Below are 26235 nucleotides of genomic sequence, written 5' to 3' on the forward strand. Positions count from 1 at the left end.
TCCTCTAATACAGAAGCCGAACGATTCGGCGATCCGTCACGATGCTCATGATTTGGACGCTTAGACGATTGGCTTCCAGGTCATGCCGGAACATGACGAGCGCGGCTTGGTCCCGCAGCTCTTCGTCCCCAAGCAGGGAGAGCATCGGGGTCGTCGGCCGTCCGCCCAGCCCGATGTCCGCCACCGGAAGCGGCTTGCCTTGGGCGTCTCTCAAGAGGTATTCGTCTCCCATCCGCTCGATGGAGCGGAATGCGACCAATAGAACGGGATTTTTGTCCGCCAGCGGGTTCTTGATGACGTTCTTCGCTTGCTTGACGACTTCCGGATAGGAAGGCGCCGCAAGAGCTTTGATCTTGGCATAGTCGGCCGGTTCGGGGTCCCGGAACGTCGACGCTTCCCACCGAACCCTCGCGTTGAGGTCGCCCGGATAGACGAACAGCTCCTCCGCCTTCACGACGCCATGGAACGTATCCTCCTCCCGGAGCGCCCGGACCGCGCGGAACGGCCGCAGATGGCGGGTCACGCGGATCGCGCCCTCCTTGAGATCGATCCACCAGCCCGTGTCGGCGAATTCGCCGCGCGCTTCATCCGCGTAGGACAGGAACGCGAGCTGAACCAGCTCCGCGTCGGTCTGGACGCGCCCGTATTCCCGCAGCTCCGCCAGCTGCCAGGCGTGGCCCAGCTGCTCCTCGAGAGTCGAAGCCGTCTCCATCGGAAGATCCGGGTTCTCGGCTCGCTGCTCCAGGTAGCTCTTGCCTTTCTTGGTCAGAGCGCGCAAAGCCAGAAGCTTCTCCATCGCGGACGTATAGACCGCTTCCCGGTCTCCCTCCGCCCGCATCGTCAGCACGAACTCCCGAAGACCGGCCTGCGCTCCCGGTATGTAGTGGTTGCCGAGCTGCTTCGCTTGCTCTTCGACCATCTGAAGCGTCTTCTTGTCTACGCTTCCGAGTCCCGACTGCGTCAGCTGCAGGACGAGCTTCTCCAGCATGCCGAGTCCGTCGAGCTGGACGGCGATCTTCTTGACGAGCGCGGACTTGTTCGTCTTCCGCTTCGCCTTCGCGGCGTCTCCGTTATCCGCCGCGGCCGCTTCCTTCTTTTTCTCCTCGCGCTTCTCCGCCTTGTCCCGCTTCTCGGCGATGTCTTGCGGGATATCCGCTCTCTCGAAGGACTTGCCAAGAGCTCGGGCATACAGCAGTCCGAGCGTATGCTTGCATGGGAATTGCCTGCTGGGGCAGGTGCAGCGGAAGACGGGATTCGCCTCGTTCGCGAAGTCGACGGAGCATCGGTAGGGCTCCTTGCCGCTTCCCTTGCACTCTCCGAACAGCAAGCTCCCGTCTTCGGTCTCGTTCAATTGGGGAAAACTGTTCTTCTTGACCAAGTCCCGGCCGTTCTTGATCGCGCCCGCATTCGGCGCCAGGCTGTCGACGTACGCTTCTGTAATCGTTGGCATGGTCTACCTCGCAATTCATCCGGAATTCTACTATCTTCCACATCAGTCGGGGAATTTCCTGTCTCTGCGACATGATCTGCGAACATAATAAAAGCCCCCTCCTACTCGGGAGGGAGTTGGCGGTTGAAGATAATCATTTCCTCATCACTCTTTTTATGAAGAGCCCTTGTTCAAATATGTATCGCCGGCTTGTTATTTTAAGGTCCCGATCCGCTTGAAGTGACTCTCCAACCCCAGGCCGTTTTCTTTACGTAAACGAAAGGCGTATCTATCCCATCAACGACATAGAGATCACCATACTTGGGGTCGTTCTTAATTTTTCCTTCGTGGATCGAACGACTGAAGGCTTTTATGGGATGGAAGGAAAAAAATAAATGTTTCCGAACGGCTAGTTCCGCTCCAGGGGAAGGGAAAAATAGAATATATGCAAGAAGAACGATTAAGAAAATAATACCTACTGTTTTCTTTCGCATAAATCACCTTAATGGGGTTCCAGCCCCAATTATCTGTTCCGTTATCAATTTGAAGTTCTTGAGTTCCTTATTCAGATTTATAATTCCTTGTTTATCTAATCCTTGAGTCCGGACATAGAACGAGCCGGAAATTTCTTTCGAGGATCTTCCAGGAATCATTTGGTTCACTTGATTGATCAGTTGGTCCTTGTTTTCTATTCTATTCATTAGGTCTTCTGATAGGATAGGTTCGACTTCTTTGATTAAAATTGGATTTTCGGTTTTGTTAGAGAGCAAGAAGCTATAGGTCACTAAAGTTTTGTTCAATTCCCCGCCTAGTCCCATTTGAATGGACTCGATAATTAATCCATTACCTGAGCTATCCTCGAGCTCTCGTTCTTTACTGCACCCAAGAAGGAGGAGAACGAAGACGACGACCATCGAAATAATGGCGCTATGCTTCTTGCCGGGCATGTAACCCCCACCTTAAGACGAGGCTAGATGTTCCGTGCAATTATATCGAATACAATTCCATCCATCCCCTTGTTTGACGATCTCGGTGATAGAAGTGTTCAATAATAATTCCTCGGTTTGAAAATCTGGAATGAGCGCTTTCAGAGTATGTCGTATGATCGCTCCGTGGCTAATGACCAACAGATTTTGGCCGATATATTTCTCCGCCATCTCCTCGATACATTGCTTGCCTCTAGCCATGCACTCCGCGGGACTTTCGATTCCTAGATCCATGTCCCGCCAGTTTTCGCCCCATTTTCCCACTCGTTCTTCGTCTGTCGTTCCTTCAATCATTCCGCCGTGAATTTCGCGCAGGCGGCTGTCAAGCACAATATCCGTTATCCCGATGCGGGACGAGATGATCTCGGCCGTTTGGCGCGCTCTGAGTAAATCGCTGGAATAAATCCCGTCCCACGATTGCTTCTGAAGGCGAGCGGCAACAAGCCTCGCTTGTTCAAATCCTTCCTCATCCAACGGATTGTTGGAGTGGCCTTGCGCTCGCTTTTCTTTATTCCACAATGTGCTTCCGTGTCTTACGAATACGATTCGGGTCATAGGAACCTCCGATTTTGGCTGGGTCGCGTATCGTCAATCCGCATGAAATCGTTAATTTCTTAGCATCGCTAATTTGATCACCATAAGGATTAACACGGATGCCAATACGTCCGCTCATACTAGGATATTTATTGTAAATTCGAACACGTTATCATCATCAAGCGATGGATTCAAATAGCCGACTAACAAGGTTGCGGCTGCGACGATGACGTACATTTAAATCAGACCAAGAGCTGAGCCGTCTATATGCGGTAACTCAGCATTAATTGCATTCCAGCTGTCTGACGGCGCTTGAAGTTTGCTTATCGAACATGAATCTCCCCGGCATCATGGGATCCAAATCCTCCATGTGATCGATCCCAAAACCCTTTATGCCTTGAGTTTCAAATACGCCGTTCTTTTCGGTAATTTGAAACGGAAAGTACCATACATATCCGTCTTGTCGGACAAACCAAACTTCTACTCCTTCTTCGTATTCATAGAAGTCGGCAATGTACGCCTTTGAACCGCGCCACAAGTTCGATTCGGTCCCGCTTGCGAAGTCCTTGCATATGCCCCGAACAGCTTCCTCCGTCGCTTGGATCATTTTTTCCTTGCGGGGAGACATGCCAAAATCCGGTTGATGAGGCTCCTCGATCTCAAGAGTAAACGAACTGACGGTCTCATAGTTTCCAACCGGATACATCGGAGCGTTCTCCTTGTCAAGGAAACCTTCACTATGAACAATCCCGAACGATTCGATAAGCTTTACGAGCCAATCTCCCATATCGGTGGAGACGTAGACCGTTTTCTTTTCCGCTGCATCCGAATAGATCCTTACTTCGGCATTAATAGTATCGCCAATGAAGGGTTCCAATTCGAATTTCGACCTCTCGACCTTATTCGGATAAAACCACAAACGATAATTCGTATAATCTTCAACCGCATTTTTGATATTATCTGTTGTAAATCCTAGAGGAAGCTTCGCGTTGGATCCTTCTTGCTGTGATCCGTTGGAGCAAGAAGCAACAAGAACCGCTAACGAGAGGATGGCTAATATCATTACGCAGCGGATATGGGCGTCCTCCTTCCCTTCCCGTGTCTCCTGAGCTCCCTTGAGCCATAAATATCATCGATCTGAAGTCTCAATTTCGATTAGACTCATTCACTAACTTCAAAATGAGCTCTTCCGAGCTTTCGTTCTGTTTGATCGTCAGCTTATATTCCTGATCCTTGTCTTCGAAGCCGTCGATCAGCTCTTTGCTGCTCTCCCCGGAGACCTGGAAACTTCGTACTCCTTGTAATTTCTGGGGATACTGACTGGCTAACTTTATTCCCTTGCCTTCAAGCGTGTATTCGATCGGATCCATGGTCGACTCTCTATCTCCAATATGTTGAATGTACAGCGAGTCGAAGATCGATTCGCCCGCGTCCATCAGCGTAAAGGTTGAAGCCCAATTCTCCCCTTCGGCAAAATAAACAAGGAGCTTCTCCTTCCGGCCTTCGTGAGAATCCGAATTGCACCCCGTTAACAACACAAGGAGAAGGACCGAAACGAATATCGCTGCCTTATTCACCCTTTATCCCTCCCGCTCAGCGTTAACGATTGCCGGAAGCCCTTCGCCCTTCATGTCTCTGACGGGATAATCGAGACTCGCCCAGAGCCGGTTCAGAACGTTGTCGCTCTTCGCTTGGCCCGAGAATCCGGTCGAGGTCCTCATTTCTCCCTTTTCATAGACATAAACAAGTTCCGTGCCATCGTTCCGATGGAGAACCAGCGTATAATCGCCGTCCAATGGGATCGCCTTGTCGCTTGGCTTGATTCGGTTTAGACGGTCGATGACCTTGGCGACGTCCGCCGATTCCGTTACGACCATCGCTTGGATCTCCGAATCGTTCGGTACTGTGGTGAGCGATGCGTTGAAAATCTCGATGCTCGCCACTTCGTTCGGATGAACCGGAACGATCCGCGGATCCTTTTCCGACACGGCATATATTCCGCCGGCGAGAACGATGGCGCATCCTACGGCGATCGTAATCGACTTTTTCATGGGAACGCCACCTCACAACAATTAACCTCGAATTACATTATTTTACTATAAACCGGCTGAAAATCCACCTTTTTCAATGTTTTTATCCGGGCACCCTTGCACGGGTTCAAGCTCGTCTATATTGGACGATAGAAAAAATCCGCCTTTGCGGCGGATTTTGAAAATCGCATATATAACTATTAGGAGAACACGACGCTCTCGATGACGACCGCCCGACCGGATGCCGCGTTCCGAAGCGACCAACTCTCTTCCCCATGGCTGCGATGAACCGCGAAGAGAAGCGCATCGCCCGCATCGAGCCGGCACAGAGCGTTCCCGCCCGCGTCGGCTGCCTCGACCGAGCCCTCGGCCGTATACCAGATCCGGTGAATCCAATGCTCCCCTTCTTCGCAAGGAAGGCTGCCGACCGCGGCGACTAACGCGGCTTCCCCCGGCACCTCCAGGACGCTCATCCGAGCGCGAAGCCGAGAATCATAGATCAGATTGAAGTCTGTCGCCCTGCCCTCGCTGCTCGTCCGCCAGCCGCCTTCGAACGCATTCTGCTCGTACGGCCGTAACCGATACGTGCCATGCCCCTCGTGATGCAGCGTCAGCTCGTTCTCCAGCACCATAAGGATGCGGCTGAAGCCGTCCAGCGGCGTGAAGTCGGTCCTCTCCGCCTCGACGGTCGCCGTGCTGACGCGCCAAGCGAAGTTGCGCGCCGCGTACTGCGAAGTGGCGGGATGGATCGCGATCTCCGCCGTCGTCCCTCCCGACCAGCGGCTGACGCGACGCCGTTCCCGGCCGATCCGCTCCCATTCGATCCGGCTCATCGGTTTCGCCTCCTTTTCCCCCATTCGCCCTTTATACCGCCGCAGGCTTGTTCAACGAATACGACAGCGTCTTGCCGTTCGCCGCATCGATGACGATCTGACACGTCCGCTGCTTCAGCTCCAGCACCGACTCGACCGACACGTAGGACGAGTGCGGCGTCACGAGCGTCTGCGGCATCCCGATCAGCGGGTGCCCCGGCTTCGGCGGCTCCTCCGTCAGCACGTCCAGTCCGGCTCCGGCCAGATGGCCTTCCTCCAGCAGCCGCGCCAAGTCCGCTTCCCGGATCACGCCGCCCCGGCACGTGTTGACGAGAATCGCCCCCTTCGGCATCGTCTTCATCCGCTCGTACGTGAGCAGCTCCGTCGTCTCCGGCGTCAGCGGCACGTGCAGGCTCAGAATGTGGGATTGCTTCAGCAGCTCCTCGAACGACAGCGGCTCAACGCCGAACGAGGCGAACGTCTCGCTCCCCACGTATTCGTCATGGGCGACGATTCGCACGCCGAAGCCCTTCAGCTTCTCGGCCACCTTGCGGGCGATGCGCCCGAAGCCGAGCAGGCCGACGGTCCGGTCCTTGAAGCGGTACATCGGCAGCGTATCGAGCGGGTCCCAGCCTCCGGCGAGCACTTGATTGTGGAAAGGCACGAGACGTTTGGCCAACGCCAACATAAGCGCCACCGCGTGATCGGACACTTCCTCCATGCAGTAGTCCGGCACGTTCGAGACGACGATTCCCTGCCGGGTCGCCGCTTCGAGATCGACGTGATTGAAGCCGACGCCGGAGATCGCGATCGACTTGCAGGAAGCGAGCTTCCCGATCAGCTCCGCCCCGCAGGGGAAGCCGACCTGCGCCACCACGCCGTCCGCATGGGGCGCGTACAGAGGCGTATCCTCCGCCAGCGTCTCGGAAGTCGTCACCTTTACCTCGAACCCGTTCGCCTCGTAGATCGCCTTCTCCACCGAATGATCGGTCCATTCGTCGTCCAGAATCCAGACCAGCTTTTTCCCATTGAGCATCGGTATGTCCTCCCTTGATGTCAGTTGTCAGAGCAAGCCCTTGGAGGAAGGAACGTCCGTCCGTCCCGGCTCGATGCTCGTCGCCTCTCGGAGCGCGCGGCCTAGCGCCTTGAACACCGCTTCGATCATATGGTGCGTGTTGTGCCCGTAATGGACGATGACGTGCAGCGCGATGCGGCCTTCGATCGCCAGCTTGTCCAGGAACTCGTGCACGAGCTCCGTCTGGAAGCGCCCCGTCTCTCTCGACGGATAATCCGCCCGGTACTCCAGATGCGGCCGGTTGCTGATGTCGATGACGACCTGCGCGAGCGTCTCGTCCATCGGCACGAAGGCGTTGCCGTAGCGGCGAATGCCTCTTTTGTCCCCGAGCGCCTCCCGCAGACATCCGCCAAGCACGATCCCGATGTCTTCCACCGTGTGGTGGTCGTCGATGTGCGTATCCCCGATCGCCTTCACGTTCAAGTCGAACCGCCCGTGAACCGCGAACAGATGCAGCATATGGTCCAGGAACGGCACGCCCGAGTCGATCTCGCACGCTCCGGAGCCGTCCAGCGCGAACGCGACCTTCACGTCGGTCTCGCCCGTCTTGCGGTGGTGGGAAGCCTGCCTCATTCTCGTCTCGCTCATCTCGATCTCTCCCTGTCGTTGGGTTGATTATTGAATGCACAAAAAAAGAAAGCCCGAAACGGACCCGCGCCGAGGCGGGTCAGTCCTTGAAGCTTCCTTCTAAAGGGTCTATTCGCTTGATCAGCTTCTCTATGGATGTTTGTGAAAAGGAGTCTATCGCGCCGCCGTCATATAGCGATACGCCCACAGGGCGTATGCCCGGGCGGCCGCCAGCACTTCGTCCAGCGGAACGAACTCGTTCGGGGCATGGGCCACGTCCAGCGTGCCGGGTCCGTACAGCACCGACGGGATTCCCGCCGCGGCCAGCAGCTCGACTTCCGCGTAGCCGTTGAAGCCCGCGTATTCCGGCTCCGTTCCGTGCAGATCCCGAAGCGCGCCGGCTAGCCCCCGCACTACTTCTTCGGTCTCCGCGACGGTCCAGTTGTCGAACTTCTGCCGCAGGATCAGCTCGACCTCGACGCCCTCCCGCTTCGAGAACGACTCGGTCAGCTCGCGAATCTCGCGCTCCGCCTCCTCCATCGTCTCGCTCGGCAGCACCTGCCGGTCGAACTCCAGCTCGCAGCGGTCGGGCACGAGCGTAACGCCGACGCCTCCCTGCAGCTTGCCGACGTTGACCGTCGGGTAGCGAAGGTCGGGCTCGTCCATCCGCGCCTTCAGAGAATCGTTGTAGCGGCGGAGCTCCTCGAGGTAACGGCCCATTTTGTAGATCGCGTTATCGCCCGCGAAGGCGATGCCCGTATGCGCGCTGCGCCCCGTCGTGCGGGCGGCGAACTCGAGCGCGCCCTTCAGCCGGTTGCCGATCTTCAGGCTCGTCGGCTCGGAGACGCACGCCATCTCGCAGTCCGCCAGCTTGTTCCCGGCGAGCAGCGCCTTCGTCCCTAGGAAGCCGACTTCCTCGTCGATGACGGCCGTGAACAGGAGCCCTCTCTCGAACGGGATGCCGAGCCGGCTCAGAGCCTGAACGGCGACGATCATCGCCGCCACCCCGGCCTTCATGTCCGCCGACCCGAGGCCGTACATCCGGCCGTCGCGGACGACGGCTCCCCATGGATCGTCGGTCCACAAGCTCCGATCGCCCGCGGGCACCGTATCCATATGACCGTTGAAGAGCAGCTTCTGAGGACGCCGGCCCGCCAGCTCCGCGAGGACGTTGAAGCGATCCGGCTCCACGGGCTGCAGCTCCACGCGAAGGCCCGTCTCGCCTTGAAGCTCCTGCGCGACCATGTCGGCGACGGCCTTCTCGGTGCCCGTCGGATTCTCGCTGTTCGCCTGCACGAGCCGGCGAAGCAGATCCGTCAGCTTCTCGCCGTCGATGGAATCGACCAGTCTGCGCTCCGCTTCAGTCAGCTTCATCCGGCACCTTCCCCTCGACCGCCGCCTGGAAGTAGTCGTAGCCGAAGCCGACTTGCTCCGGCTTGTGCGAATCCGAGCCGTAGACGACTTCGACGCCTTGCTCGAGACACTGGCGAATGAACCAGACGGGAGCGTATGCGTGGCCGCAAGTCGGAACCCGGAGGCCCGCCGTGTTGACGTCGACGCCGATTCTAGCCTTTGCGAGTTGGCCGACGATCCGCTCCAGTCTCCTGCGAATCAGAGCCGGGTCGATCGGCGGCAGCTCTCGCGCGAACTTCGTGATGAGCAGCGGATGCCCGATTCTGCGGCGCATCGGGAGCTTGGCGGCCCAGGCGATCGACTTCTCGATCTGGTCGAAATATTCGTCCGCCGCCCGGTCCATCGTCCCGTAGTAGCTCAGCAGATTGGCGCGGAAGTCGTCCGCCGTGAAGTCGACGCAGTACATGCCGTCCCGCCCCGCGAGGTAGTGGACGGAGACGACCGCGTCTTCCAGCACGTCCAGGTACGGCTCCAGGATCCCGTCGGAGAACGATTCATGCCCGTCCAGGTAGTCCATCTCGAGGCCGACCGCGAGTTCGAGTGTCCCCTCGTACTTCTTCTTCATCCCGGTCGCGTAGCGGATATACTCCGGAAGCTCGCTTCTCGGCATGGCCAGCTCCGCCATCAGCTTCTCGTCCCGGATCCAGCCATCGGGCAGCGGCGGGTGCTCCGTCACCGAGTACCGGTCGAAGCCGAGCGCGACCGCCCGGTCCGCGTATTCGGTCAGCTCCGCGGGGTTGCCGTGGTAACAAAATTTCGTGTGCGTATGGCCGTCCCATTTGAGCGTCATCGTCATCTCTCCTTGCCTTCTAATCGGCGGCTTCCTGCCTTCGTCTCTTGCGATTGGCCCAATTGGCGCATGAACTTACCGTAAACGCCAGAGCCATCGCTGTCAACATCGCCAGCAGAAATCCCCGGGCGTCGTTGCTGAACAGCAGCGCCAGATACGAGGGCACATACGCGGTCGAACGAAGGTGAAGCCCGCCGATGACGGCTCCGGCCGCGCCGGACGCGACGATCGCTCCGGCATAGACGGCCCGGTTGTTCCGCATGTACACGTAGGAAGCCTCGATGAAGGTGCCGAACCCGACGTTCAGCCAGAACGGCTTGAGAGCGAGCTTCCGTTCCCCGGGATTCGGAGGCACCGCCATCTGGGCGAGAAGGATGCCGGCGGACGTCATGACGAGACCCGCCATGTCGAGCGCGCCGAACAGGCTGTTGCCGTATCGCTCCATCTCGATCAGGATCAGCGGCAGAATCGCCACATGGTACCAGCCCTTCATGATGAGCGGCCACATGGCCAAGCCGAGGACGAGACCGATCACGGCCGGACTGAGTCCGACAATCCAATCGAGCGCGTCCCGGATCGCGTCTCCCGCTGCGGACGTATAGGGGCTTGCGACGTAGAAAAGAAGAAGGCCCGGCACCAGCCCGGACACCCCCGCCGTCGCGATGTTGACCGTCGTCGCCGGGAAGCCGCGCTTCGTTCCGAACTGGAACACCCGCGGCACGAGCCATCCCGCGGCCAAGCCTCCGAGCACGGCGCCGATGATGCCGGCCTCGGCGGACAGGAGGCCGGCGATCGCGCCCGCGATCAGCGTCACCTCGCCGAGGTCGGACAGCTGGCGCGCCGCGAACACGGCGAGAATGACGCCGGGCAGCGCGGCCAGGACGGCGGCCGCCTCGTGCAGGCCGGACAAGGCGGGCAGCTTGGCGACGGACAGCAGCAGCAGGACGGCGATGAACGCCGGCATCGACGACGACATGACGCCGCTGAGGCGCGCCTGCCGGAGGGTGCGCGTTCCCGCCATTCGGTACGGCAGCTTCCAATGGCGGCTGAGCGCGAGCGCGAACGAGACCGCGCGCGTCAGGTTGGTCGTCCCGGTCGTGCCCGACAGCGAGACGACGTTCGCTCCCATCGATCTGACGCGGCCCATCGACGTGCCTCCGGTTCCGACGATCGGGAGCCCGCGCCGGACCGCCGCCTCGATGGAGCGGCGGTTCGTCCCGAGCGGGTCGCAGCTCATCAGGATGAGCCCGTCGATGCGGCCTTGCTCGATAAGCGCGGCGATATCCGCGTCTTGAAGCTCGGCCTGGCGGTTCACTTCTTCCAGCGGGCCGGCTTCCCGGCGCCGGAACGCTTGCGCGCCGCCGCTCCATTCGTACAGCTCGGCGGTCGTCGAAGCCGCCGTCTGGTCCATGGAGCCCGATGCCGCGACGAACAGCGCGGCTTCCACCGCGATGCCCGCCGCGCGGCACTGCTCGGCGATCTCGCTTAGCAGCTTGGACGGATCGCCTCCGCCCGAATGGAAGAGGTTCCCGCCGCTGCTCCCTATGATCGCCGCTGTCTTGGTCGCGGACACGAATCCTCCTCCTTCCCGACTCTCTCGGAGAGCGCGAATTTTAAACCTTCGCCGCAGCCGCCTGCCACAGCGCCTTCAGCTTCTCGATCCTCTCGTCCGCAAGAGGCGTCTTGTTGATCCAGACGCGGCGGTCCGAGCCTTCGAACAGCCGGTCCATCCCTTCCCGCCACAATACCGAGGAGCGCTTGTAGAACGCCTCGGTGTCGAACGCGATGTGGCTCGTCATCGTGACGTTGTCCAGTCCGCGCAGCGGATGATCGGGCGTCAGCGGCTCGGCGTCGAAGACGTCGAGCGCGGCGCCGGACAGACGGCCGCTACGCAGCGCCGCGGCCAAGGCGGCCATGTCGACCAACCCAGCGCGCGCCGTGTTGATCAAGTACGAGCCCGCCTTCATCCGGGCGAATTCCGCCTCTCCGAGAAGCGGAGGGCTGCCCGCGGAGTGGCGCGAGTGCAGCGTCAGGACGTCGCTCTCGGCGAGCAGCGTCTCCCAATCCGCGGGCTCGGCTCCCGCTCCGCGCACCGCGTCGTCCGGCACGTACGGATCGTACGCGAGAACGCGGCAGCCGAAGCCGCCCAGCTTCTTCGCGACGAGCCGCCCGATCTCGCCGAAGCCGGCGATGCCGACCGTCAGCTCGCGCATCTCGGGAATGCGGCCGGTGTTCGGGAACTCCTTCGGCCACCCTCCCGCGCGAATGTCCGCGTGGCAGCGGGCGATGTTGCGCATCTCCGCCAGCATCATCCCGACCGTGAAGTCGGAGACGGCTTCGGACGTGCGGCCGAGCGTATGAACGACCGGGATGCCCAGCTTCTCCGCGCCGGCCGCGTCGACGTTCTCGTAGCCGCCGCGCAGGACGCCGACGGCGAGAAGCTGCGGGTTGCGCTCCAGCAAGGAGGAGCTGACCGGGCAGATGTGAACGACGAGCAGCTCGGCATCGGCCAGGAGCGGCTCCAGTCCTTCCGGCGCCGGAATGGCGTCGGGGCCTTCCCGTTCCAGGACGAGCAGCTGCTCGTCCAGCTCGTGCAGCGTAGGCGGGCCGAACCGGAACGGAACGACATCCCAGCCGGCAGCCGCGAACGAAGAGAAGCTCTCCGCCAGAAATTCGGGGGTCAGCAGCGCGTCCCCGACGACGACGATTTTCGGTTTCTTATCCATATCGGCTCTCCCATGCCTTCCCTTGTGCAGTGGTAAATCGTTATGTTGGGGTCGATCCGTTAAGCTACTCTTCCTTGCGCTCCATCCCCGGCTTCGGCTGCGGCCCCAACCCCAGCCGCCTCACGGCCGCCTCCGCGTCCGACCAAGCCTCGTACGCGGCGTACATCCGATCGTACGTCCCGCGGTACTCTTCCCGCGGCGCGACGATCGTCTGCTCGCCCGCCCAGCGGCGGACCGCTTCCGCCGGCTCGGCGAAGCGCCCGAGCGCGACGGCGGCCAGCATGGCGGCGCCGAGCGGCGTCGCTTCCCGTACGCTGGACAGCGTCAGCGGGCGCTGGAGAATGTCGGCGAGCGATTGCCGCCACACCTCCGACGAAGTCGGCCCGCCCGAGATGATGAGCTTCTCGAAGGAGATGCCGATCTCGCCGAACGCGCCGAGGATGCTGCGGATGCCGTAGCCGGTGCTCTCCATGACCGCCCGCGCCAGATGGCCGGCGGTATGGCCGAGCCCGAGTCCCGCGAACAAGCCGCGGGCGTCGGGATCCCAGCGCGGAGTGCCCGTGCCGCTGAGGCCCGGCAGGAACACGAGCCCTTCGGCGCCCGGCTCCGTGCCGGCCGCAAGCCGGCTCAGCTCCTCGAAGGACACCGAGCGAGACGATGCCGAAGCGGGATCCGAAGACGAAGCCGGGGACGATACCGGAGTCGAGTCTGCCGGGGATCCGGAAGCAACGGGGTCGACAGAGCCATGGAACGACAGCAGATCCCGCAGCCAGCTCATCGCCCCGCCGGTCAAATAATGGGTTCCCATCATCAGCCACGAGCCCGGAACGGCGGAGATATTCGTCATCATCCGCGCGTCGACGACCGGCGAAGCGAGCGGCGTCATGAAGAACGTGCCCGTCCCGAGATTGACGACCGCCTCGCCGGGAGCGACCGCGCCCATGCCGAGCAGCGCGGCCGGCTGGTCCGAAGCGGCGGCGATAACCGGCAGCCCCGCAGGCAGCCCGGTTCGCTTCGCCGCTTCCGCGGTCACGTTCCCGACGACGGTTCCGGGCGGCACGATGTCCGGGAACAAGCCCGGATCGGCCTCTAAAAAGCGAAGCAGCCCGTAAGCAGGCTGTCGGCTTCGAATATCCATATGGAAAAAGCAGGCGTTCGTCTCGTCCGTGACGAACCGGCCGCTCAGGCGGCTAAGCAGGAAGGCGTCGACCGAAGCGACGCGCCGGATGCGTCCGTACGCTTCCGGATGCCGGTCCCGGAACCAGAGCAGCTTCGCGAGCCCCCAGCTGTCGGAAGGCGGAATGCCCGTCGTCTCGAAGATCCAATCGGTTCCCTTCCCTTCCGCCTCGCAGCGCTCCCGCAGACGGTCGATCGCTTCGGTGCAGCGCGTGTCCATCCACAGGTAGGCGGGGGCGACCGGACTTCCTTCCCCATCGAGGAAAACGCAGGAAATCTGCTGGCTCGTCACCGCGACGGCCTCCAGCGCAAGCGCATCCGCGGCCCCCGCTCCCCCGTGCCGGTCCAGCAGCTCCGCGATCGTCTTGCACACGCCGTCCCACCAGAGATCCGAGTCCACCTCGGCCGCCCCCGGCTCCGGCACGCGCATCGGAATGTCGGTCTGGGCGCTGCCGACGGCCGCTCCGCTCTCCAGGTCGAACAGATAGCTCTTGACCGCGCTCGTGCTCGCGTCGACGACGATAACGTGACTAGCCATGATGCGAATGCCTCTCCCTTCCCGCAAGCCTGTCTCCTAATGCTTTCTAAACTCCTAAACTCCTAATCCTCTTAACTGCTCAAGTCAATCTTCCTCTATGAAAACGAGATTCGCGCCAGACGGTCGGTCTCCTCGAACGCGTCCGCGATCTCGGCGGCCGTAAACGCCCGGCCGATCGAATGGATCGTCTCCTCGGGCGACAGCGTCCTCTCTCCCGCGACGAGCAGCTTCCGCCGCAGCTCTCCCGCATCTGCGGCTCCGCGATCAAGCCCGACTTCGGCCAGCGTCGAAGGCAGCTTGATGTCGCGGCAGAAGCGCAAATACCGCACCGCCTCGTCCGGCTCGCCCAGCAGGACCGCCTGCACCGCCGTGCAGAAGCCGACCTTCTCCCCGTGCAGAAGAGGGTGGCACTCGGGCAGCTCCGTCAAGCCGTCGTGCAGCGAATGCGCCGCCGCCAGCCCGCCGCTCTCGAAGCCGATGCCGCTCAGCAGCGTGTTCGCTTCGACGACGCGCTCGAACGCGTCCGTCAGCTCGCCGCGCGAGGCGTCGCCGTAGGCGCGGACGCCGTCCTCGGCGAGGATGCGGCCGCACAGCTCCGCCGCCGCGATGCCGAACCGAGTCGGATAAGCGCCGAGAATCGTTTTCCCGCCGCCCCGCAGGCATGCCAGCGCCTCGGGAGCGGTCGCGAGCGCGTCCCCCATCCCGGCGGCCAGATAACGAACCGGCGCTCGCAGAATGATCTCCGTATCGACGAGAACGTAGTCGGGGTTGCGAGGATGCGTCTCAAGCTGGACGACCCGCCCCTCCTCGTCGTAGATGACCGACAGCGCCGAGCAAGGCGCGTCGCTCGCGGCGATCGTCGGCGCGATGACGACGGGCAGGTCCAGCCGGTACGCGGCCGACTTGGCCGCGTCCAGCAGCTTCCCGCCGCCGAAGCCGACGATGACGTCCGCCCGGCATTCCCGCGCCTCCCGCATCAGCCGCTCGATCTCCTCGTGCGAGCACTCCCCGCCGAATTCCGCGACCTGCGCGGGAAGCCCGGCCGCCGTCCAATCGCGGAGCTTGTCCTCGCCCAGCCGCTTCAAGCCTCCGGCCGTCGCCACGAGCAGCGCCCGCGCGTCCGCGCCGAAGCGGGCGACGACGGCCGGCAGCTCCCGGATGACGCCGGGACCTTGCCGATACTGCCCCGGCATCATAATCGTGGTCGTTCTGCGTTCCGCACCCGCTATATTCATCCTTTTAACGGCTCCTCTCCAATTCTCCCGGTCATTCCCCCGACGGCTCGGCCTAGGCGTTCATGATCGGCCGCAGCGCCTCGACGAACCGGCGGTTCTGCTCCGGGCTGCCGACGGTGATCCGGATATGCTCCGGATACCCCCACGAGCGGCAAGGCCTTACGATGAAGCCTACCCGCAGCAGGGCGTCGACGACCGGCACCGCGTCCCTGTGCAAATTCGCGAGAACGAAGTTCGAATAAGACGGGGTGACGTCGATGCCCAGCGCTCCTAATTCGGCGGTGAGATACCGGATTCCTTCCCGGTTCGTCGACAGGATGAAGTCGCGGTAGTCGGTATCCTCCAGGCTGGCGAGCGCCGCGGCGTTGGCCATCCGGCTCACCGGGAACGGCTCGCGCACCGCGAGCACCGGAGCGAGCACCTCCTTCGAAGCGATCGCGTACCCGATCCGCATGGCGGCGAGGCCGTACAGCTTCGAGAACGTGTGCACCGAGATGACGGGGTAGCCTTCCCGGACGTATTCCGCCCCCGTTTTGTACCCTTCGACGTCGATGAATTCCCCGTACGCTTCGTCCAGCACGACGACGACGTGCGGCGGCACTCGGCTCAAGAAGGCTCCCAAGGCGTCCGAATCGACGATCGTTCCGGTCGGGTTGTTCGGGTTGCAGACGTAGATCAGCTTCGTCTTCTCGTTCACGCTGGCGAGAATGCGGTCCAGATCGAACTTGTAATCTTCGGTCAGGGGAATCTCCACCGGCACGCCGCCCATGACGACCGTCGAGGTGCGGTACACCGAGAACGTCGGCACGCAGTAGACGACCTCGTCGCCGGGATTGACGTAAGCTTGGCCGATCAGCATCAGCACGTTGTCCGCCCCGTTGGAGATGAGAACCTGGGCCGGGTCGACCTCGTACAGCTCCCCGAGCTTATGCCGCAGCTCCGCGCTCGTCGGCTCGGGATACAGGTGGCTCTCGGCGGCGGCCGCGTTCATCGCGGCGATCGCCTTCGGAGACGGTCCGTACGGATTCTCGTTGGACGCGAGTCTCGTAATCTCGGACAAGCCGTACTGCTTCTTCACTTCCTCGATCGATTTGCCGGGCACGTACGCCTCGAGCTTCGATACTTCTTGCCGCCATAGCGAGGTGGACATGGATGGAACCCCCTTTATTTTCGAAAAAAAAAGTTTGGACTACACGAGCTTCGCCAGCTTCTCGAACAGGGCGTCGACGCGGCCGCCGATCGTCCGCTCCGGCACCGTCAGAATGCCGGAAGGCGCTTCGTACACCGTGCGGCCCGCCACGACAACCCGCTTCACCGCCGAAGGCTGCATCGCGTACACCATGTTCGCGAACAGCTCGTTGCGCGGAGCGAGCGACAGGTCGTGAACGTCGATCGCCGCGAAGTCCGCGTATTGGCCGACGTCCAGCGAGCCGACCGGCAATCTCAGCGCCCGGCCCCCGTTCGCGGTGCCCATCTTGTACGCCTGGCTCGCCGTCACGCAAGTGCCGTCCAGCCGGGCGACCTTCTGCAGCATCGCGACCATGCGCATCTCTTCGTACACGCTGATCCGGTTGTTGCTGCAGGCGCCGTCCGTGCCGAGCGAGACGTTGAGCCCGGCCTTGACCAGATCCGGAATGCGCGTTATGCCGTCCGCCAGGAACATGTTGCTGGACGGGCAGTACGCGAGAGAACCGCCGCGGCTGCCGACGAGCTCGACCTCGGAATCGTCCAGCCAGACGAGGTGGATCGCGATCATGCGCTCGTCGAGCACGCCCAGCGAATCCAGGTAATGGATCGGCCGTTTGCCGTAGTCTCGCAGAATCTCTTCGACCTCGAACATCTCTTCCGCTACATGGATATGGTAAGGCGTATCGAGCTCGACCGCAAGCCTGTGCCCGGCTTGAATCATCTCGGGAGAGGCGGCGTGAGGGCTGTGCGGGGCCGGATGAACGGTCACCATCGGGTTGCCCTGGTACTTGACGGCCAGCGACCTCGTACGTTCCACGGCGTCCGGAATCGACTCCCGGTACGCGAGCGGAGCCCCGTCCCAATCGTACATCGTGCGGGCGAACACGAGGCGGATGCCGAGGTCGTTCGCGGCCTTGATGACGGCTTCGTCGTAGGCGGTGCCGCCGTTATGGATGTAGTAGAAGTCGCAAACCGTCGTCACGCCGTAACGGAGCATCTCTCCGAACGCCAGCAGCGCGCCGGTGTAGATCGCGTCCTCGTCCAGGTGCGGCGTGTACTTGTACAGCGCCTGGTCGCGCCATTCCAGGAACGGCTTGTCGATGGCGATGCCCCGCAGCAGGCTCTGGAACGAATGGTTGTGGGCGTTGACGGTGCCGGGCACGATCGCCTGGCCGTCCCAGCGGATCAGGTCCGCGTCCGGGTAGAGCGCCGTCAAGTCGTCCAGGTCTCCGGACGCCTTGATGACGTCGCCTTCGACCAGAAGCGCCCCTTGCTTGCGGAATTCGTCGTTGATGTACGCGTAATCGGCGGTATACAGCTTTTGCATCGGATATGTCCCCCTACCGGTTCAGTTGTTCGTCCAGGGCGAGCAGCGACCTTAGCAGCACGTTGCCCGTCTTCTCGATGTCTTCGATGCGGCTCTCTTCTTCCGGACAGTGGCTTTTGCCCCCGAGGCTCGGGACGAAAAGCATGCAAGATCGGGTGAGCGCGGCCATATGCGCCGCGTCGTGCCCGGCCATGCTGCCGAGCGGCATCCACGGGTAGCCCAGCTTCTCGGCTTCCCGCGCGCAGACGTCCGCGACTAGCGGGTCCATCGCCGCCGGATGCTGGTCCAGCAGCAGCTTGCGCTCCAGCCGGACGCCCCGCTTCGCGGCGATGTCCTCCGCCCGCTTCGTCCACGAGTCGATCGCTTCGCCGATCTCCTCCCGCGTCTTGCCCCTCAGCTCCAGGTGGAATTGCACCTTGCCCGGTATGATGTTGGCCGCGTTCGGGAAGTTCGCGATGCGCCCGATCGTGCCGACCGTCTCGTCCGCGGGATGCTCCCGGCAGACCGCCTCGAAGGCGAGCATCAGCTCGGAGGCGGCCATAAGCGCGTCCGTCCGGTTCGCCATCAGCGTCGTGCCGGCGTGGTTCGCTTCGCCCCATACCGTCACTTCCTCGCGGTAGATGCCGGTGATCGCCGTCACGACGCCGACCGGGATGCCGCGGTCGAGCAGGCGCAGCCCTTGCTCGATGTGCACCTCGAGGAACGCCGCCAGCTCCTCCGGCTTGCGCCGCGCTTCCTCGAAGCGGTCGGGATCGCCGCCCGCCGAGCGGAGCGCGTCGACGAGCAGCGTCCCCTTGTCGTCGCGGACGCCGTCCAGGTGCTCGCGGCGCAGCTTGCCGGAGACCGTCCGGCTGCCAAACGTCGACAGGCCGAACGGGTTCGGCTCCTCCGCGCTGAAGGAGACGAGCTCGAACGGGTGGCGCGTCGCGACGCCGTTCTCGGCCAGCACCTGCATGACCTCCAGCGCCAGCAGCACGCCGAGCGCCCCGTCGTAGATGCCGCCGTTCGGCACCGAATCGACGTGCGAGCCGAACGCGATGACCGGGAGCTCCTCTTCGGCGCCGTTGCCGCCGCCGCTCTCCTCGCCATCGCCCCTGCCCTTGCCTTCTTCTCTGCTCTTGCCCTTGCCTTGACTCCCTTCCCGGCGAGCCCAGATGTTGGCCGCCTCGTCGACCCGCACGGCCAGCCCCAGCTCGCGCAGCCGCTCCTTCAGCCAGTCGCGCGCCTGCAGCTCCGCCGGGGTGAACGTCGTGCGGTCCATGCCCCCCTCGGCGTTGCGGCCGATCCGGCCGAGCTCCTCGATCCGGGCGGCCAGCCGCTCGGGGTTCACGCGCAGCTCTCTCATCGGTCCGTCCTCCGTCCGTCGGCTACGACCGTCTTGCCCTTCTTGACGACCGTCTCGACCAGGTTCACCCCGTAGTGGTATTGCAGGTACAAGTAGTTCGGAGCGTCGAATACGACGACGTCCGCCTGCTTCCCGGCCTCGAGGCTGCCGATCCGGCCGGCGCGCCCGATCGCGTGAGCCGCGTTGATCGTGCACGCCGTCAGCACCTCGGCCGGCGTCATCTTCATCGTCAGGCACGCGAGGTTCATGACGAACGGCAGCGACTCCGTCGGACAGGAGCCCGGGTTGCGGTCCGTCGACAGGGCGACGGGCACTCCGGCTTCGATCATTTTCCGCGCTTCCGCCGGCTTCGTCATGAGGAAGAACGCCGTGCCCGGCAGCAGAACGGCGATGACGCCCTTCTCCGCCATGGCGCGGATGCCTTCGTCGGAGACGCGCAGCAGATGCTCCGCCGACACGGCGCCGATCTCCGCCGCCAGCTCGCCGCCGGCGTACGGCTCGATCTCGTCCGCGTGAATCTTCGGCTTCAGGCCCCAGCGCTTGCCGGCCTCCAGCACGACGCGCGACTGCTCCGGCGTGAAGACGCCCTCCTCGCAGAACACGTCGCAATACTCGGCCAATCCCTCGGCCGCAACGGCGGGAATCATGACGTCCGTCACGAGCTTCACGTACGCGTCCGGATCCGCCTTATACTCCTTCGGCACGGCGTGCGCGCCCATGAACGTCGACACGAGGTCGACCGGGTGCTCCTCGTTCAGCCGGCGGGCGACCCGAAGCTGCTTCAGCTCGTCCTCGAGCCGAAGCCCGTAGCCGCTCTTCGCTTCGATCGTCGTGACTCCGTGCTCGAGGAACCGGTCCAGGCGCTTGCGCGTCTCGATAACCAGCTGCTCCTCGCTCGCCTCGCGGGTTCTCGCCGTCGAGGAATGGATGCCGCCGCCCGCGTTCATGATCTCCATGTACGTCGCGCCCTGCAGCCTCATGTTCAGCTCCTTCTCGCGCGAGCCGGCGAACACGACGTGCGTGTGCGGATCGACGAGGCCCGGCGCGACGAGCTTGCCCGAAGCGTCGATGACCTCGTACTCCCGGCCGCTTGCCTCGACGTAGCGACGGGCTTCCTCGTCCGGACCGACGAAGGCGATCGTCTCGCCCTCCAGCACGATGCCGCCGTTCTCGATCAGCCCCAGCTCGCTCATGCCCGCCCCGGTTCTCGGCTTGTCGTTCGGCCCGGCCATCGTGACGACCTGGGCCGCGTTGCGAATATAGATCATGCCCTTCTGCTCCTTCCGTTCCGGCGCGAATTCAGCCAACCCTTCAACCCTTATCCCAGCATCGGCATGCGGACGCCGCGCTTCTTCGCCGTCTCGACGGCGAGCTCGTAGCCGGCGTCGGCGTGGCGGACGACGCCCATGCCCGGGTCCGTCGTCAATACGCGCTCGAGCCGCTCCTCCGCGTCCTTCGAGCCGTCGGCCACGACGACCATGCCCGCGTGCAGCGAGTAGCCCATGCCGACGCCGCCGCCGTGGTGGACGGACACCCAGCTCGCGCCGGACGCCGTGTTGACGAGCGCGTTCAGGATCGGCCAGTCGGCGACCGCGTCGCTGCCGTCGCGCATCGCTTCCGTCTCGCGGTTCGGCGAGGCGACCGAGCCGGCGTCGAGATGGTCGCGGCCGATGACGATCGGCGCGGACAGCTCCCCGGACGCGACCATGTCGTTGAGGATCTTGCCGAACTTCGCGCGCTCCCCGTAGCCGAGCCAGCAGATGCGGGAAGGGAGCCCTTGGAAGGCGATCTTCTCCTGGGCCATCTTGATCCAGCGGTGCAGGTTCGCGTTGTCCGGGAATGCCTTCAGGACGGCTTCGTCCGTCTTGCGGATGTCCTCCGGGTCGCCGGAGAGCGCGGCCCAGCGGAACGGCCCCTTGCCTTCGCAGAACTGCGGGCGGATATACGCCGGCACGAAGCCCGGGAACGAGAAGGCGTCGCGGACGCCTTCGTCGAACGCGACCTGGCGGATGTTGTTGCCGTAGTCGAAGGCGATCGCGCCCTGGTCCTTCATGACGAGCATCGCTTCGACGTGGCGGGCCATGCTCGCCTTGGACAGCTTCACGTATTCGTCCGGGTTCTCCTCGCGCAGCTTCTTGCCCTGCTCCAACGTGAACCCGGACGGCAGGTAGCCGTTGAGCGGATCGTGGGCGGACGTCTGGTCGGTGATGATGTCCGGAATGAAGCCGCGGCCGATCATTCTCGGCAGAATGTCCGCGGCGTTGCCGACGAGGCCGATCGACAGCGGGCGCCCCGCTTCCTTCGCTTCCTCGGCGAGGGAGATCGCGTCGTCGAGGCTGTGCACGAGCATGTCGCAGTAGCGGGAATGAATCCGCTTCTCGATCCGGCTCTGGTCGACGTCGATGCCGATGACGACCCCTTCGTTCATCGTGACGGCGAGCGGCTGCGCGCCGCCCATGCCGCCGAGTCCGGCCGTCACCGTGATCGTCCCCTTCAGGCTGCCGCCGAAATGCTGGCGCGCCAGCTCCGCGAACGTCTCGTACGTCCCTTGGACGATGCCTTGGCTGCCGATGTAGATCCAGCTGCCCGCGGTCATCTGCCCGTACATGATGAGCCCCTTCTTATCGAGCTCGTGGAAGTGATCCCAGTTCGCCCAAGCCGGAACGAGGTTGGAGTTGGCGAGCAGCACGCGCGGGGCGTCCTTATGCGTGCGGAAGATCGCGACCGGCTTGCCGGACTGGATGAGCAGCGTCTCGTTCTCCTCCAGGTTCTGCAGCGACGCGACGATGGCGTCGAAGCTCTCCCAGTTGCGCGCGGCGCGCCCGATGCCGCCGTAGACGACCAGCTTCTCCGGATGCTCGGCGACCTCCGGATCGAGATTGTTCATGAGCATCCGCAGCGCGGCTTCCTGCACCCAGCCCTTCGTGTTCAGCTTCGTTCCTCGCGGCGCGCGAATGACGCGGTCTTCGTTGTAGAGAGTCATCCTTCTCATCCTCCTAAGGGTATATGGATCGGCGCTATATGGAGCGTCTCTGTCTTATTAGCTTATTGGCGTCGTTGCCTTAGCTTATTGGCGTCGTTGCCGTCCGAAGCGTCCGGCTCGCCCAATCAAGCCTTCGGCAAATCGTCGGCCAGTCCGTCCAGGGAACCGGCGCTCTTCATCCAGTCGGCGATCGTCTTGAAGTCCCCCGACAGGACGCGGTCGCGGTCGACGAACGGCACCCGTTCGCGAACCTGCTCGTACAGCCGTCTCGTTCCGGCTCCGAGCGAGGCCGGGTCCCGGAAGTCGGCGGCCTGCGCGCCGCACAGCAGCTCGATCGCCAGCACGTTGTACGCGTTGTCGACGATCTGCCTCGCCTTCCTCGCCCCGATCGTGCCCATGCTCACATGGTCTTCCTGGTTGCCGGAGGACGGGATCGAGTCGACGCTGGCCGGATGGGCGAGCGACTTGTTCTCGGAGACGACCGACGCGGCCGCGTATTGGGCGATCATGAAGCCCGATTCCACGCCCCCGTTGTTCGTCAGAAAAGGAGGCAGCTGCTCGTTCAGATGAGGATTGACCATCCGCTCGATGCGGCGCTCGGAGATGTTGGCCAGCTCCGATGCGCCGATGGACAGGTGGTCCATCGCCAGCGCGATCGGCTGCCCGTGGAAGTTGCCGCCGGAGATGACGCGCTCCTCCTCGGCGAAGATAAGCGGATTGTCCGTCGCCGAGTTGATCTCGATCTCCAGCTTCTCTTCCACGTAGGCGATGGCGTCCCGGCTCGCCCCGTGCACCTGCGGCGCGCAGCGCAGCGAATACGGATCTTGAACCCGGCGTTCGCCCTGGTTCGTCATCAGCTTGCTGCCCGCGGTCATGGCGCGGATGCGCGCGGCGGATTGCCGCTGCCCGCGGTGCGGCCGAATGGCGTGGGTGGCGTCGTCGAACGCGTCGCGCACGCCGTACAGCGCTTCGCTCGTGAGCGAGACGGCGCAGTCGGCCCATTCGGCGAGCCGCTTCGCGTCCCAGCAGGCGAGCGCGCCGACGGCCGTCATCACCTGCGTGCCGTTGATCAGGGCGAGCCCTTCCTTCGCTTCGAGCGCGATCGGAGCGAGGCCCGCCTTCGCCATCGCTTCCGCGCCCGGCATTACGGCGCCCTCGTAATACGCTTCGCCTTCGCCGACGAGGACGAGCGCGAGATGCGACAGCGGGGCGAGATCGCCGCTGGCGCCGAGCGAGCCCTGCTCCGGAATGACCGGAGTCACGCCGCGGTTCAGCATCTCCGCCATCAGCGAGACGACGCCGGGCCGAATGCCGGAATAGCCGAGCGCGAGAGCGTTGATGCGCAGGAGAAGAATGGCGCGGACGACTTCGATCGCGAAGGGGCGTCCGATTCCGCAGGCGTGGCTGCGGATGAGGTTGAGCTGAAGCGCCTTGGCGTCTTCGGCGGAGATGTAGGTGTCGCTGAATTTTCCGAAGCCGGTCGTGAGGCCGTATACCACTTTTTTCTCCCGGAGGAGCTTCTCTACATAGTCCCTCGTGCGCTGCATCGCCTGGATGCTGCCTTCGTCGAGGGTGACCCTCCACCCGTGTCGGGCGACGCGGACGACGTCCTCTACCGTGAGGGAGCGTCCGTCGACGTGTACTGCGAGTTCGGCCGTTGTAATCATGCTGTCACCTGCTTTACGAATAATGAAAAAAGCCCATACCAAATCGGGTACCGGCTTCTAAATCACTAATCGCTAAATGGCCGCTGGAAAGGGAATTCGATCGGATCGATGGGGGACTTGCGCGTTCGGGCCAGCTGTGCCCGCTAAAGCGTCTAAAGGAATTGTATGGCGCGATAAGCTTCTGGATGCTAGAGGGAATGGATACGGTTCGAAAAAGGGGGAACTCGCGGCGGGCGCCGCCGCGGCCTCTTGCCGAAGCCGGGGCGGGATTACTTCCGCTCCAGCCTCAGCTCGACCGACCTCGCGTGCGCCTGCAAGCCTTCGAAGCGCGCGAGCGCCGCGATCTTGCGTCCGTTGTCCAGCATATCCTGCCGGCTGTACCGGACGAAGCTCGTCTTCTTCAGGAAGTCGTCGACGGACAGGCCGGACGAGAACCGGGCGGTGCGCCCCGTCGGCAGCACGTGGTTCGTTCCGACGAAGTAATCCCCGATCGCGACGGGACTGTCGTCGCCGATGAAGATCGCTCCGGCGTGCTTGATCTTGCCCAGGTGCGCGAACGGATCTTGGATCTGGATCTCGAGATGCTCCGTCGCCAGCTCGTTGACGATGTCGATCGCCTCTTCCAGGTCGGCCGCCACGCAGATCGCTCCGAAGCCTTCCAACGCCTTCGCGGCGATCTCCTTCCGGTCGAGCCCTTCGAGCTGGCTCGCGGCCAGCCGCTGAACTTCCTCGGCCAGCGCCCGCGAGGTCGTGACGAGCGTCACCGACGCGAGCGGGTCGTGCTCGGCCTGCGCCAGCAGGTCCGCGGCGATGTAGGCGGCCTTCGCCGTCTCGTCGGCGAGCACGACCACCTCGCTCGGCCCCGCGATCATGTCGATCGCTACCTGGCCGAACACTTCCCGCTTGGCCGTCGCGACGAAAGCGTTGCCGGGTCCCGTGATCTTGTCGACCGACCCGATCGTCTCCGTCCCGTACGCCAGCGCGGCGATCGCTTGCGCCCCGCCCACCTTGTACACCTGGCGGATGCCCAGCTCCGCCGCCGCGACGAGCACGGCCGCGTTCAGCTTGCCGTCCTTGCCGGGAGGCGTCGTCATGACGATCTCCTTCACTCCGGCGACGAGCGCGGGCACCGCGTTCATCATGACGGACGTCGGATAGGCCGCCGTTCCGCCCGGCACGTACAAGCCGACCCGCTCGAGCGGGAGAATGAGCTGGCCGAGTATCGTGCCGCTCTCCTTCGTCGTCATCCACGATTCGCGCAGCTGGCGCTCGTGGTAATCGCGGATGTTCGCGATCGCTTCCCGAAGCGCTTCGAGCACCTCCGGATCGATGACGCGGTACGCTTCCTCGAACTCTTCGTCCGCGACGGCCAGCTGCGGCAGAACGACGCGGTCGAACTTCTCCGTCAAGCGGAACAGGGCGGCGTCGCCGTCGCGCTTGACCTCTTCTATAATGTGCAGGACGGCCTCGCGGCGTTCCTGCCCGGCCGCGCCCGTCGCGGCTTGGGTGGCGCTAAGCCCGCTTCTCTCCACGATTGTCAACATATGCGTGTCGTCACCTCGTCGTCCGATTCGATTAGAGCTTGGCTTGCTGCGCTTGCTTCTGAATGGCCTTCTGGCGTTCGAGCTCGGAGACGATCTCGCGCTTGTACTGCACGAATTGGTCGGACAGCATGTCGTTCCAGTCGCGCGGCTTGCGCATGTCGATCGTCAATTCCTTGGCGACGCGGCCCGGATGGGCGCTCATCATGTAGATGCGGTCCGACAGGTAGATCGCTTCGTCCACGTCGTGCGTGACGAACAGGACGCCGCACTTCTCCTCCGACCAGATCCGCATGAGCAGATCCTGCATGTCGCGGCGGGTCTGCGCGTCGAGGGCGCCGAACGGCTCGTCCATAAGCAGCAGCTTCGGCCGGTAGACGAGAGCTCTCGCGATGGCGACGCGCTGCTGCATGCCCCCGGACATCTGCGCCGGATAATGGTTCTCGAACCCCTTCAGGCCGACAAGCTCGAGGAAGTGGAACGCCATCTCCTTCTTCTGCGCGCCGGTCATTCCCTTCGACTTCTTCAAGGCGAACGCGACGTTCTCCCAGGCGTGCATCCAAGGAAGCAGGCTGTATTGCTGGAACACGACGCCGCGGTCCCGCCCCGAGCCGACGATCGGCGAGCCGTTCAGCGTGAGGACGCCGTCCGTCTTTTCGTCGAGTCCGGCGACCAGCCGCAGGAACGTCGACTTGCCGCAGCCGGACGGACCGAGCAGGGAGACGAATTCCTGCTGGTAGATCGTAATATCGACCCGCTCGAGGGCGGTGATCTCCTTCTTGTTGCTGACGAACGTCTTGGTGACGTTCTCCGCGCGCAGCATCACTTCACGGGACGCGGCTTGTTCGTTCACTAGATGCAGTGCCATCGTAC

24 protein-coding genes are annotated in these 26235 nt (G+C 62.9%); all 24 read right to left on the bottom strand.

Annotated elements, in window-relative coordinates:
* Nucleotides 1-4: 4 nt before the first annotated feature.
* Entirely contained in the window at nt 5-1450 is a 1446-nt protein-coding gene (locus tag H7B90_RS26920; RefSeq protein WP_185138989.1) for an SWIM zinc finger family protein, read from the bottom strand.
* Between the two features lie 197 nt (nt 1451-1647).
* Nucleotides 1648-1923, bottom strand: coding sequence for a YjcN family protein (locus H7B90_RS33855; protein ID WP_505661181.1), 276 nt, complete (start codon nt 1921-1923; stop codon nt 1648-1650).
* Nucleotides 1924-1926: 3 nt separating this feature from the next.
* A complete protein-coding gene (locus tag H7B90_RS26925) occupies nt 1927-2376 on the bottom strand; it encodes a hypothetical protein (RefSeq protein WP_185138990.1) in 450 nt (149 codons plus the stop codon).
* Nucleotides 2377-2388: 12 nt separating this feature from the next.
* Nucleotides 2389-2970: a histidine phosphatase family protein gene (locus H7B90_RS26930; RefSeq protein WP_185138991.1), complete on the bottom strand. Its 582-nt coding sequence runs from the start codon at nt 2968-2970 to the stop codon at nt 2389-2391.
* Nucleotides 2971-3232: 262 nt separating this feature from the next.
* Nucleotides 3233-3826 carry a hypothetical protein gene (locus H7B90_RS26935; protein WP_185138992.1) on the bottom strand — a complete coding sequence of 198 codons (594 nt, stop codon included), beginning with the start codon at nt 3824-3826 and terminating at the stop codon, nt 3233-3235.
* Nucleotides 3827-4094: 268 nt separating this feature from the next.
* The gene (locus H7B90_RS26940; protein ID WP_185138993.1) at nt 4095-4526 is read right to left on the bottom strand and encodes a hypothetical protein; all 432 of its coding nucleotides are present in this window, start codon (nt 4524-4526) and stop codon (nt 4095-4097) included.
* Between the two features lie 3 nt (nt 4527-4529).
* Nucleotides 4530-5000, bottom strand: coding sequence for a hypothetical protein (locus tag H7B90_RS26945; RefSeq protein ID WP_185138994.1), 471 nt, complete (start codon nt 4998-5000; stop codon nt 4530-4532).
* A 179-nt stretch (nt 5001-5179) separates the two neighbouring features.
* A complete protein-coding gene (locus H7B90_RS26950) occupies nt 5180-5812 on the bottom strand; it encodes a HutD/Ves family protein (RefSeq protein ID WP_185138995.1) in 633 nt (210 codons plus the stop codon).
* A gap of 31 nt (nt 5813-5843) precedes the next feature.
* Nucleotides 5844-6827, bottom strand: a complete 984-nt coding sequence (locus tag H7B90_RS26955; protein ID WP_185138996.1) for a C-terminal binding protein — start codon at nt 6825-6827, stop codon at nt 5844-5846.
* 27 nt (nt 6828-6854) lie between these two features.
* Nucleotides 6855-7454, bottom strand: coding sequence for an imidazoleglycerol-phosphate dehydratase HisB (hisB, locus tag H7B90_RS26960; protein WP_281421342.1), 600 nt, complete (start codon nt 7452-7454; stop codon nt 6855-6857).
* A 153-nt stretch (nt 7455-7607) separates the two neighbouring features.
* Complete coding sequence (locus H7B90_RS26965; RefSeq protein WP_185138997.1) at nt 7608-8807, bottom strand: M20 family metallopeptidase; 1200 nt, start codon at nt 8805-8807, stop codon at nt 7608-7610.
* A complete protein-coding gene (gene hisJ, locus H7B90_RS26970) occupies nt 8794-9636 on the bottom strand; it encodes a histidinol-phosphatase HisJ (RefSeq protein ID WP_185138998.1) in 843 nt (280 codons plus the stop codon). Before hisJ ends, H7B90_RS26965 begins: the two co-directional genes overlap by 14 nt.
* 19 nt (nt 9637-9655) lie before the next feature.
* Entirely contained in the window at nt 9656-11209 is a 1554-nt protein-coding gene (locus H7B90_RS26975) for a PTS sugar transporter subunit IIC (RefSeq protein WP_185138999.1), read from the bottom strand.
* Between the two features lie 40 nt (nt 11210-11249).
* Nucleotides 11250-12362, bottom strand: a complete 1113-nt coding sequence (locus H7B90_RS26980) for a 2-hydroxyacid dehydrogenase (protein ID WP_185139000.1) — start codon at nt 12360-12362, stop codon at nt 11250-11252.
* 64 nt (nt 12363-12426) lie between these two features.
* A complete protein-coding gene (locus tag H7B90_RS26985; RefSeq protein WP_185139001.1) occupies nt 12427-14076 on the bottom strand; it encodes a xylulokinase in 1650 nt (549 codons plus the stop codon).
* Between the two features lie 95 nt (nt 14077-14171).
* Nucleotides 14172-15311 carry a glycerol dehydrogenase gene (locus H7B90_RS26990; protein ID WP_185139002.1) on the bottom strand — a complete coding sequence of 380 codons (1140 nt, stop codon included), beginning with the start codon at nt 15309-15311 and terminating at the stop codon, nt 14172-14174.
* Between the two features lie 52 nt (nt 15312-15363).
* Nucleotides 15364-16461, bottom strand: a complete 1098-nt coding sequence (gene hisC, locus H7B90_RS26995; RefSeq protein WP_185139003.1) for a histidinol-phosphate transaminase — start codon at nt 16459-16461, stop codon at nt 15364-15366.
* Between the two features lie 39 nt (nt 16462-16500).
* A complete protein-coding gene (locus tag H7B90_RS27000) occupies nt 16501-17826 on the bottom strand; it encodes an amidohydrolase family protein (protein ID WP_185139004.1) in 1326 nt (441 codons plus the stop codon).
* A 13-nt stretch (nt 17827-17839) separates the two neighbouring features.
* Nucleotides 17840-19171, bottom strand: coding sequence for a Zn-dependent hydrolase (locus H7B90_RS27005; RefSeq protein WP_185139005.1), 1332 nt, complete (start codon nt 19169-19171; stop codon nt 17840-17842).
* Nucleotides 19168-20439: an imidazolonepropionase gene (gene hutI / locus H7B90_RS27010; protein ID WP_185139006.1), complete on the bottom strand. Its 1272-nt coding sequence runs from the start codon at nt 20437-20439 to the stop codon at nt 19168-19170. Before hutI ends, H7B90_RS27005 begins: the two co-directional genes overlap by 4 nt.
* Nucleotides 20440-20489: 50 nt before the next feature.
* The gene (hutU, locus tag H7B90_RS27015; RefSeq protein ID WP_185139007.1) at nt 20490-22154 is read right to left on the bottom strand and encodes a urocanate hydratase; all 1665 of its coding nucleotides are present in this window, start codon (nt 22152-22154) and stop codon (nt 20490-20492) included.
* A 125-nt stretch (nt 22155-22279) separates the two neighbouring features.
* Entirely contained in the window at nt 22280-23821 is a 1542-nt protein-coding gene (hutH, locus tag H7B90_RS27020) for a histidine ammonia-lyase (protein WP_185139008.1), read from the bottom strand.
* A gap of 269 nt (nt 23822-24090) precedes the next feature.
* Nucleotides 24091-25365 carry a histidinol dehydrogenase gene (gene hisD, locus H7B90_RS27025; protein ID WP_185139009.1) on the bottom strand — a complete coding sequence of 425 codons (1275 nt, stop codon included), beginning with the start codon at nt 25363-25365 and terminating at the stop codon, nt 24091-24093.
* A gap of 31 nt (nt 25366-25396) precedes the next feature.
* Nucleotides 25397-26230, bottom strand: a complete 834-nt coding sequence (locus H7B90_RS27030) for an ABC transporter ATP-binding protein (RefSeq protein WP_185139010.1) — start codon at nt 26228-26230, stop codon at nt 25397-25399.
* Nucleotides 26231-26235: the final 5 nt, after the last annotated feature.

The organism is Cohnella xylanilytica (assembly GCF_014212175.1).
In the GTDB taxonomy this organism is placed as follows: domain Bacteria; phylum Bacillota; class Bacilli; order Paenibacillales; family Paenibacillaceae; genus Cohnella; species Cohnella xylanilytica.

Coding starts and splice junctions, on each gene's coding strand:
- H7B90_RS26920 (WP_185138989.1), bottom strand. CDS start 1,450: ATGCCAACGATTACAGAAGCGTACGTCGACAGCCTGGCGCCGAATGCG.
- H7B90_RS33855 (WP_505661181.1), bottom strand. CDS start 1,923: ATGCGAAAGAAAACAGTAGGTATTATTTTCTTAATCGTTCTTCTTGCA.
- H7B90_RS26925 (WP_185138990.1), bottom strand. CDS start 2,376: ATGCCCGGCAAGAAGCATAGCGCCATTATTTCGATGGTCGTCGTCTTC.
- H7B90_RS26930 (WP_185138991.1), bottom strand. CDS start 2,970: ATGACCCGAATCGTATTCGTAAGACACGGAAGCACATTGTGGAATAAA.
- H7B90_RS26945 (WP_185138994.1), bottom strand. CDS start 5,000: ATGAAAAAGTCGATTACGATCGCCGTAGGATGCGCCATCGTTCTCGCC.
- H7B90_RS26950 (WP_185138995.1), bottom strand. CDS start 5,812: ATGAGCCGGATCGAATGGGAGCGGATCGGCCGGGAACGGCGTCGCGTC.
- H7B90_RS26955 (WP_185138996.1), bottom strand. CDS start 6,827: ATGCTCAATGGGAAAAAGCTGGTCTGGATTCTGGACGACGAATGGACC.
- hisB (WP_281421342.1), bottom strand. CDS start 7,454: ATGAGCGAGACGAGAATGAGGCAGGCTTCCCACCACCGCAAGACGGGC.
- H7B90_RS26965 (WP_185138997.1), bottom strand. CDS start 8,807: ATGAAGCTGACTGAAGCGGAGCGCAGACTGGTCGATTCCATCGACGGC.
- hisJ (WP_185138998.1), bottom strand. CDS start 9,636: ATGACGCTCAAATGGGACGGCCATACGCACACGAAATTTTGTTACCAC.
- H7B90_RS26980 (WP_185139000.1), bottom strand. CDS start 12,362: ATGGATAAGAAACCGAAAATCGTCGTCGTCGGGGACGCGCTGCTGACC.
- H7B90_RS26985 (WP_185139001.1), bottom strand. CDS start 14,076: ATGGCTAGTCACGTTATCGTCGTCGACGCGAGCACGAGCGCGGTCAAG.
- H7B90_RS26990 (WP_185139002.1), bottom strand. CDS start 15,311: ATGAATATAGCGGGTGCGGAACGCAGAACGACCACGATTATGATGCCG.
- hisC (WP_185139003.1), bottom strand. CDS start 16,461: ATGTCCACCTCGCTATGGCGGCAAGAAGTATCGAAGCTCGAGGCGTAC.
- H7B90_RS27000 (WP_185139004.1), bottom strand. CDS start 17,826: ATGCAAAAGCTGTATACCGCCGATTACGCGTACATCAACGACGAATTC.
- H7B90_RS27005 (WP_185139005.1), bottom strand. CDS start 19,171: ATGAGAGAGCTGCGCGTGAACCCCGAGCGGCTGGCCGCCCGGATCGAG.
- hutI (WP_185139006.1), bottom strand. CDS start 20,439: ATGATCTATATTCGCAACGCGGCCCAGGTCGTCACGATGGCCGGGCCG.
- hutU (WP_185139007.1), bottom strand. CDS start 22,154: ATGACTCTCTACAACGAAGACCGCGTCATTCGCGCGCCGCGAGGAACG.
- hutH (WP_185139008.1), bottom strand. CDS start 23,821: ATGATTACAACGGCCGAACTCGCAGTACACGTCGACGGACGCTCCCTC.
- hisD (WP_185139009.1), bottom strand. CDS start 25,365: ATGTTGACAATCGTGGAGAGAAGCGGGCTTAGCGCCACCCAAGCCGCG.
- H7B90_RS27030 (WP_185139010.1), bottom strand. CDS start 26,230: ATGGCACTGCATCTAGTGAACGAACAAGCCGCGTCCCGTGAAGTGATG.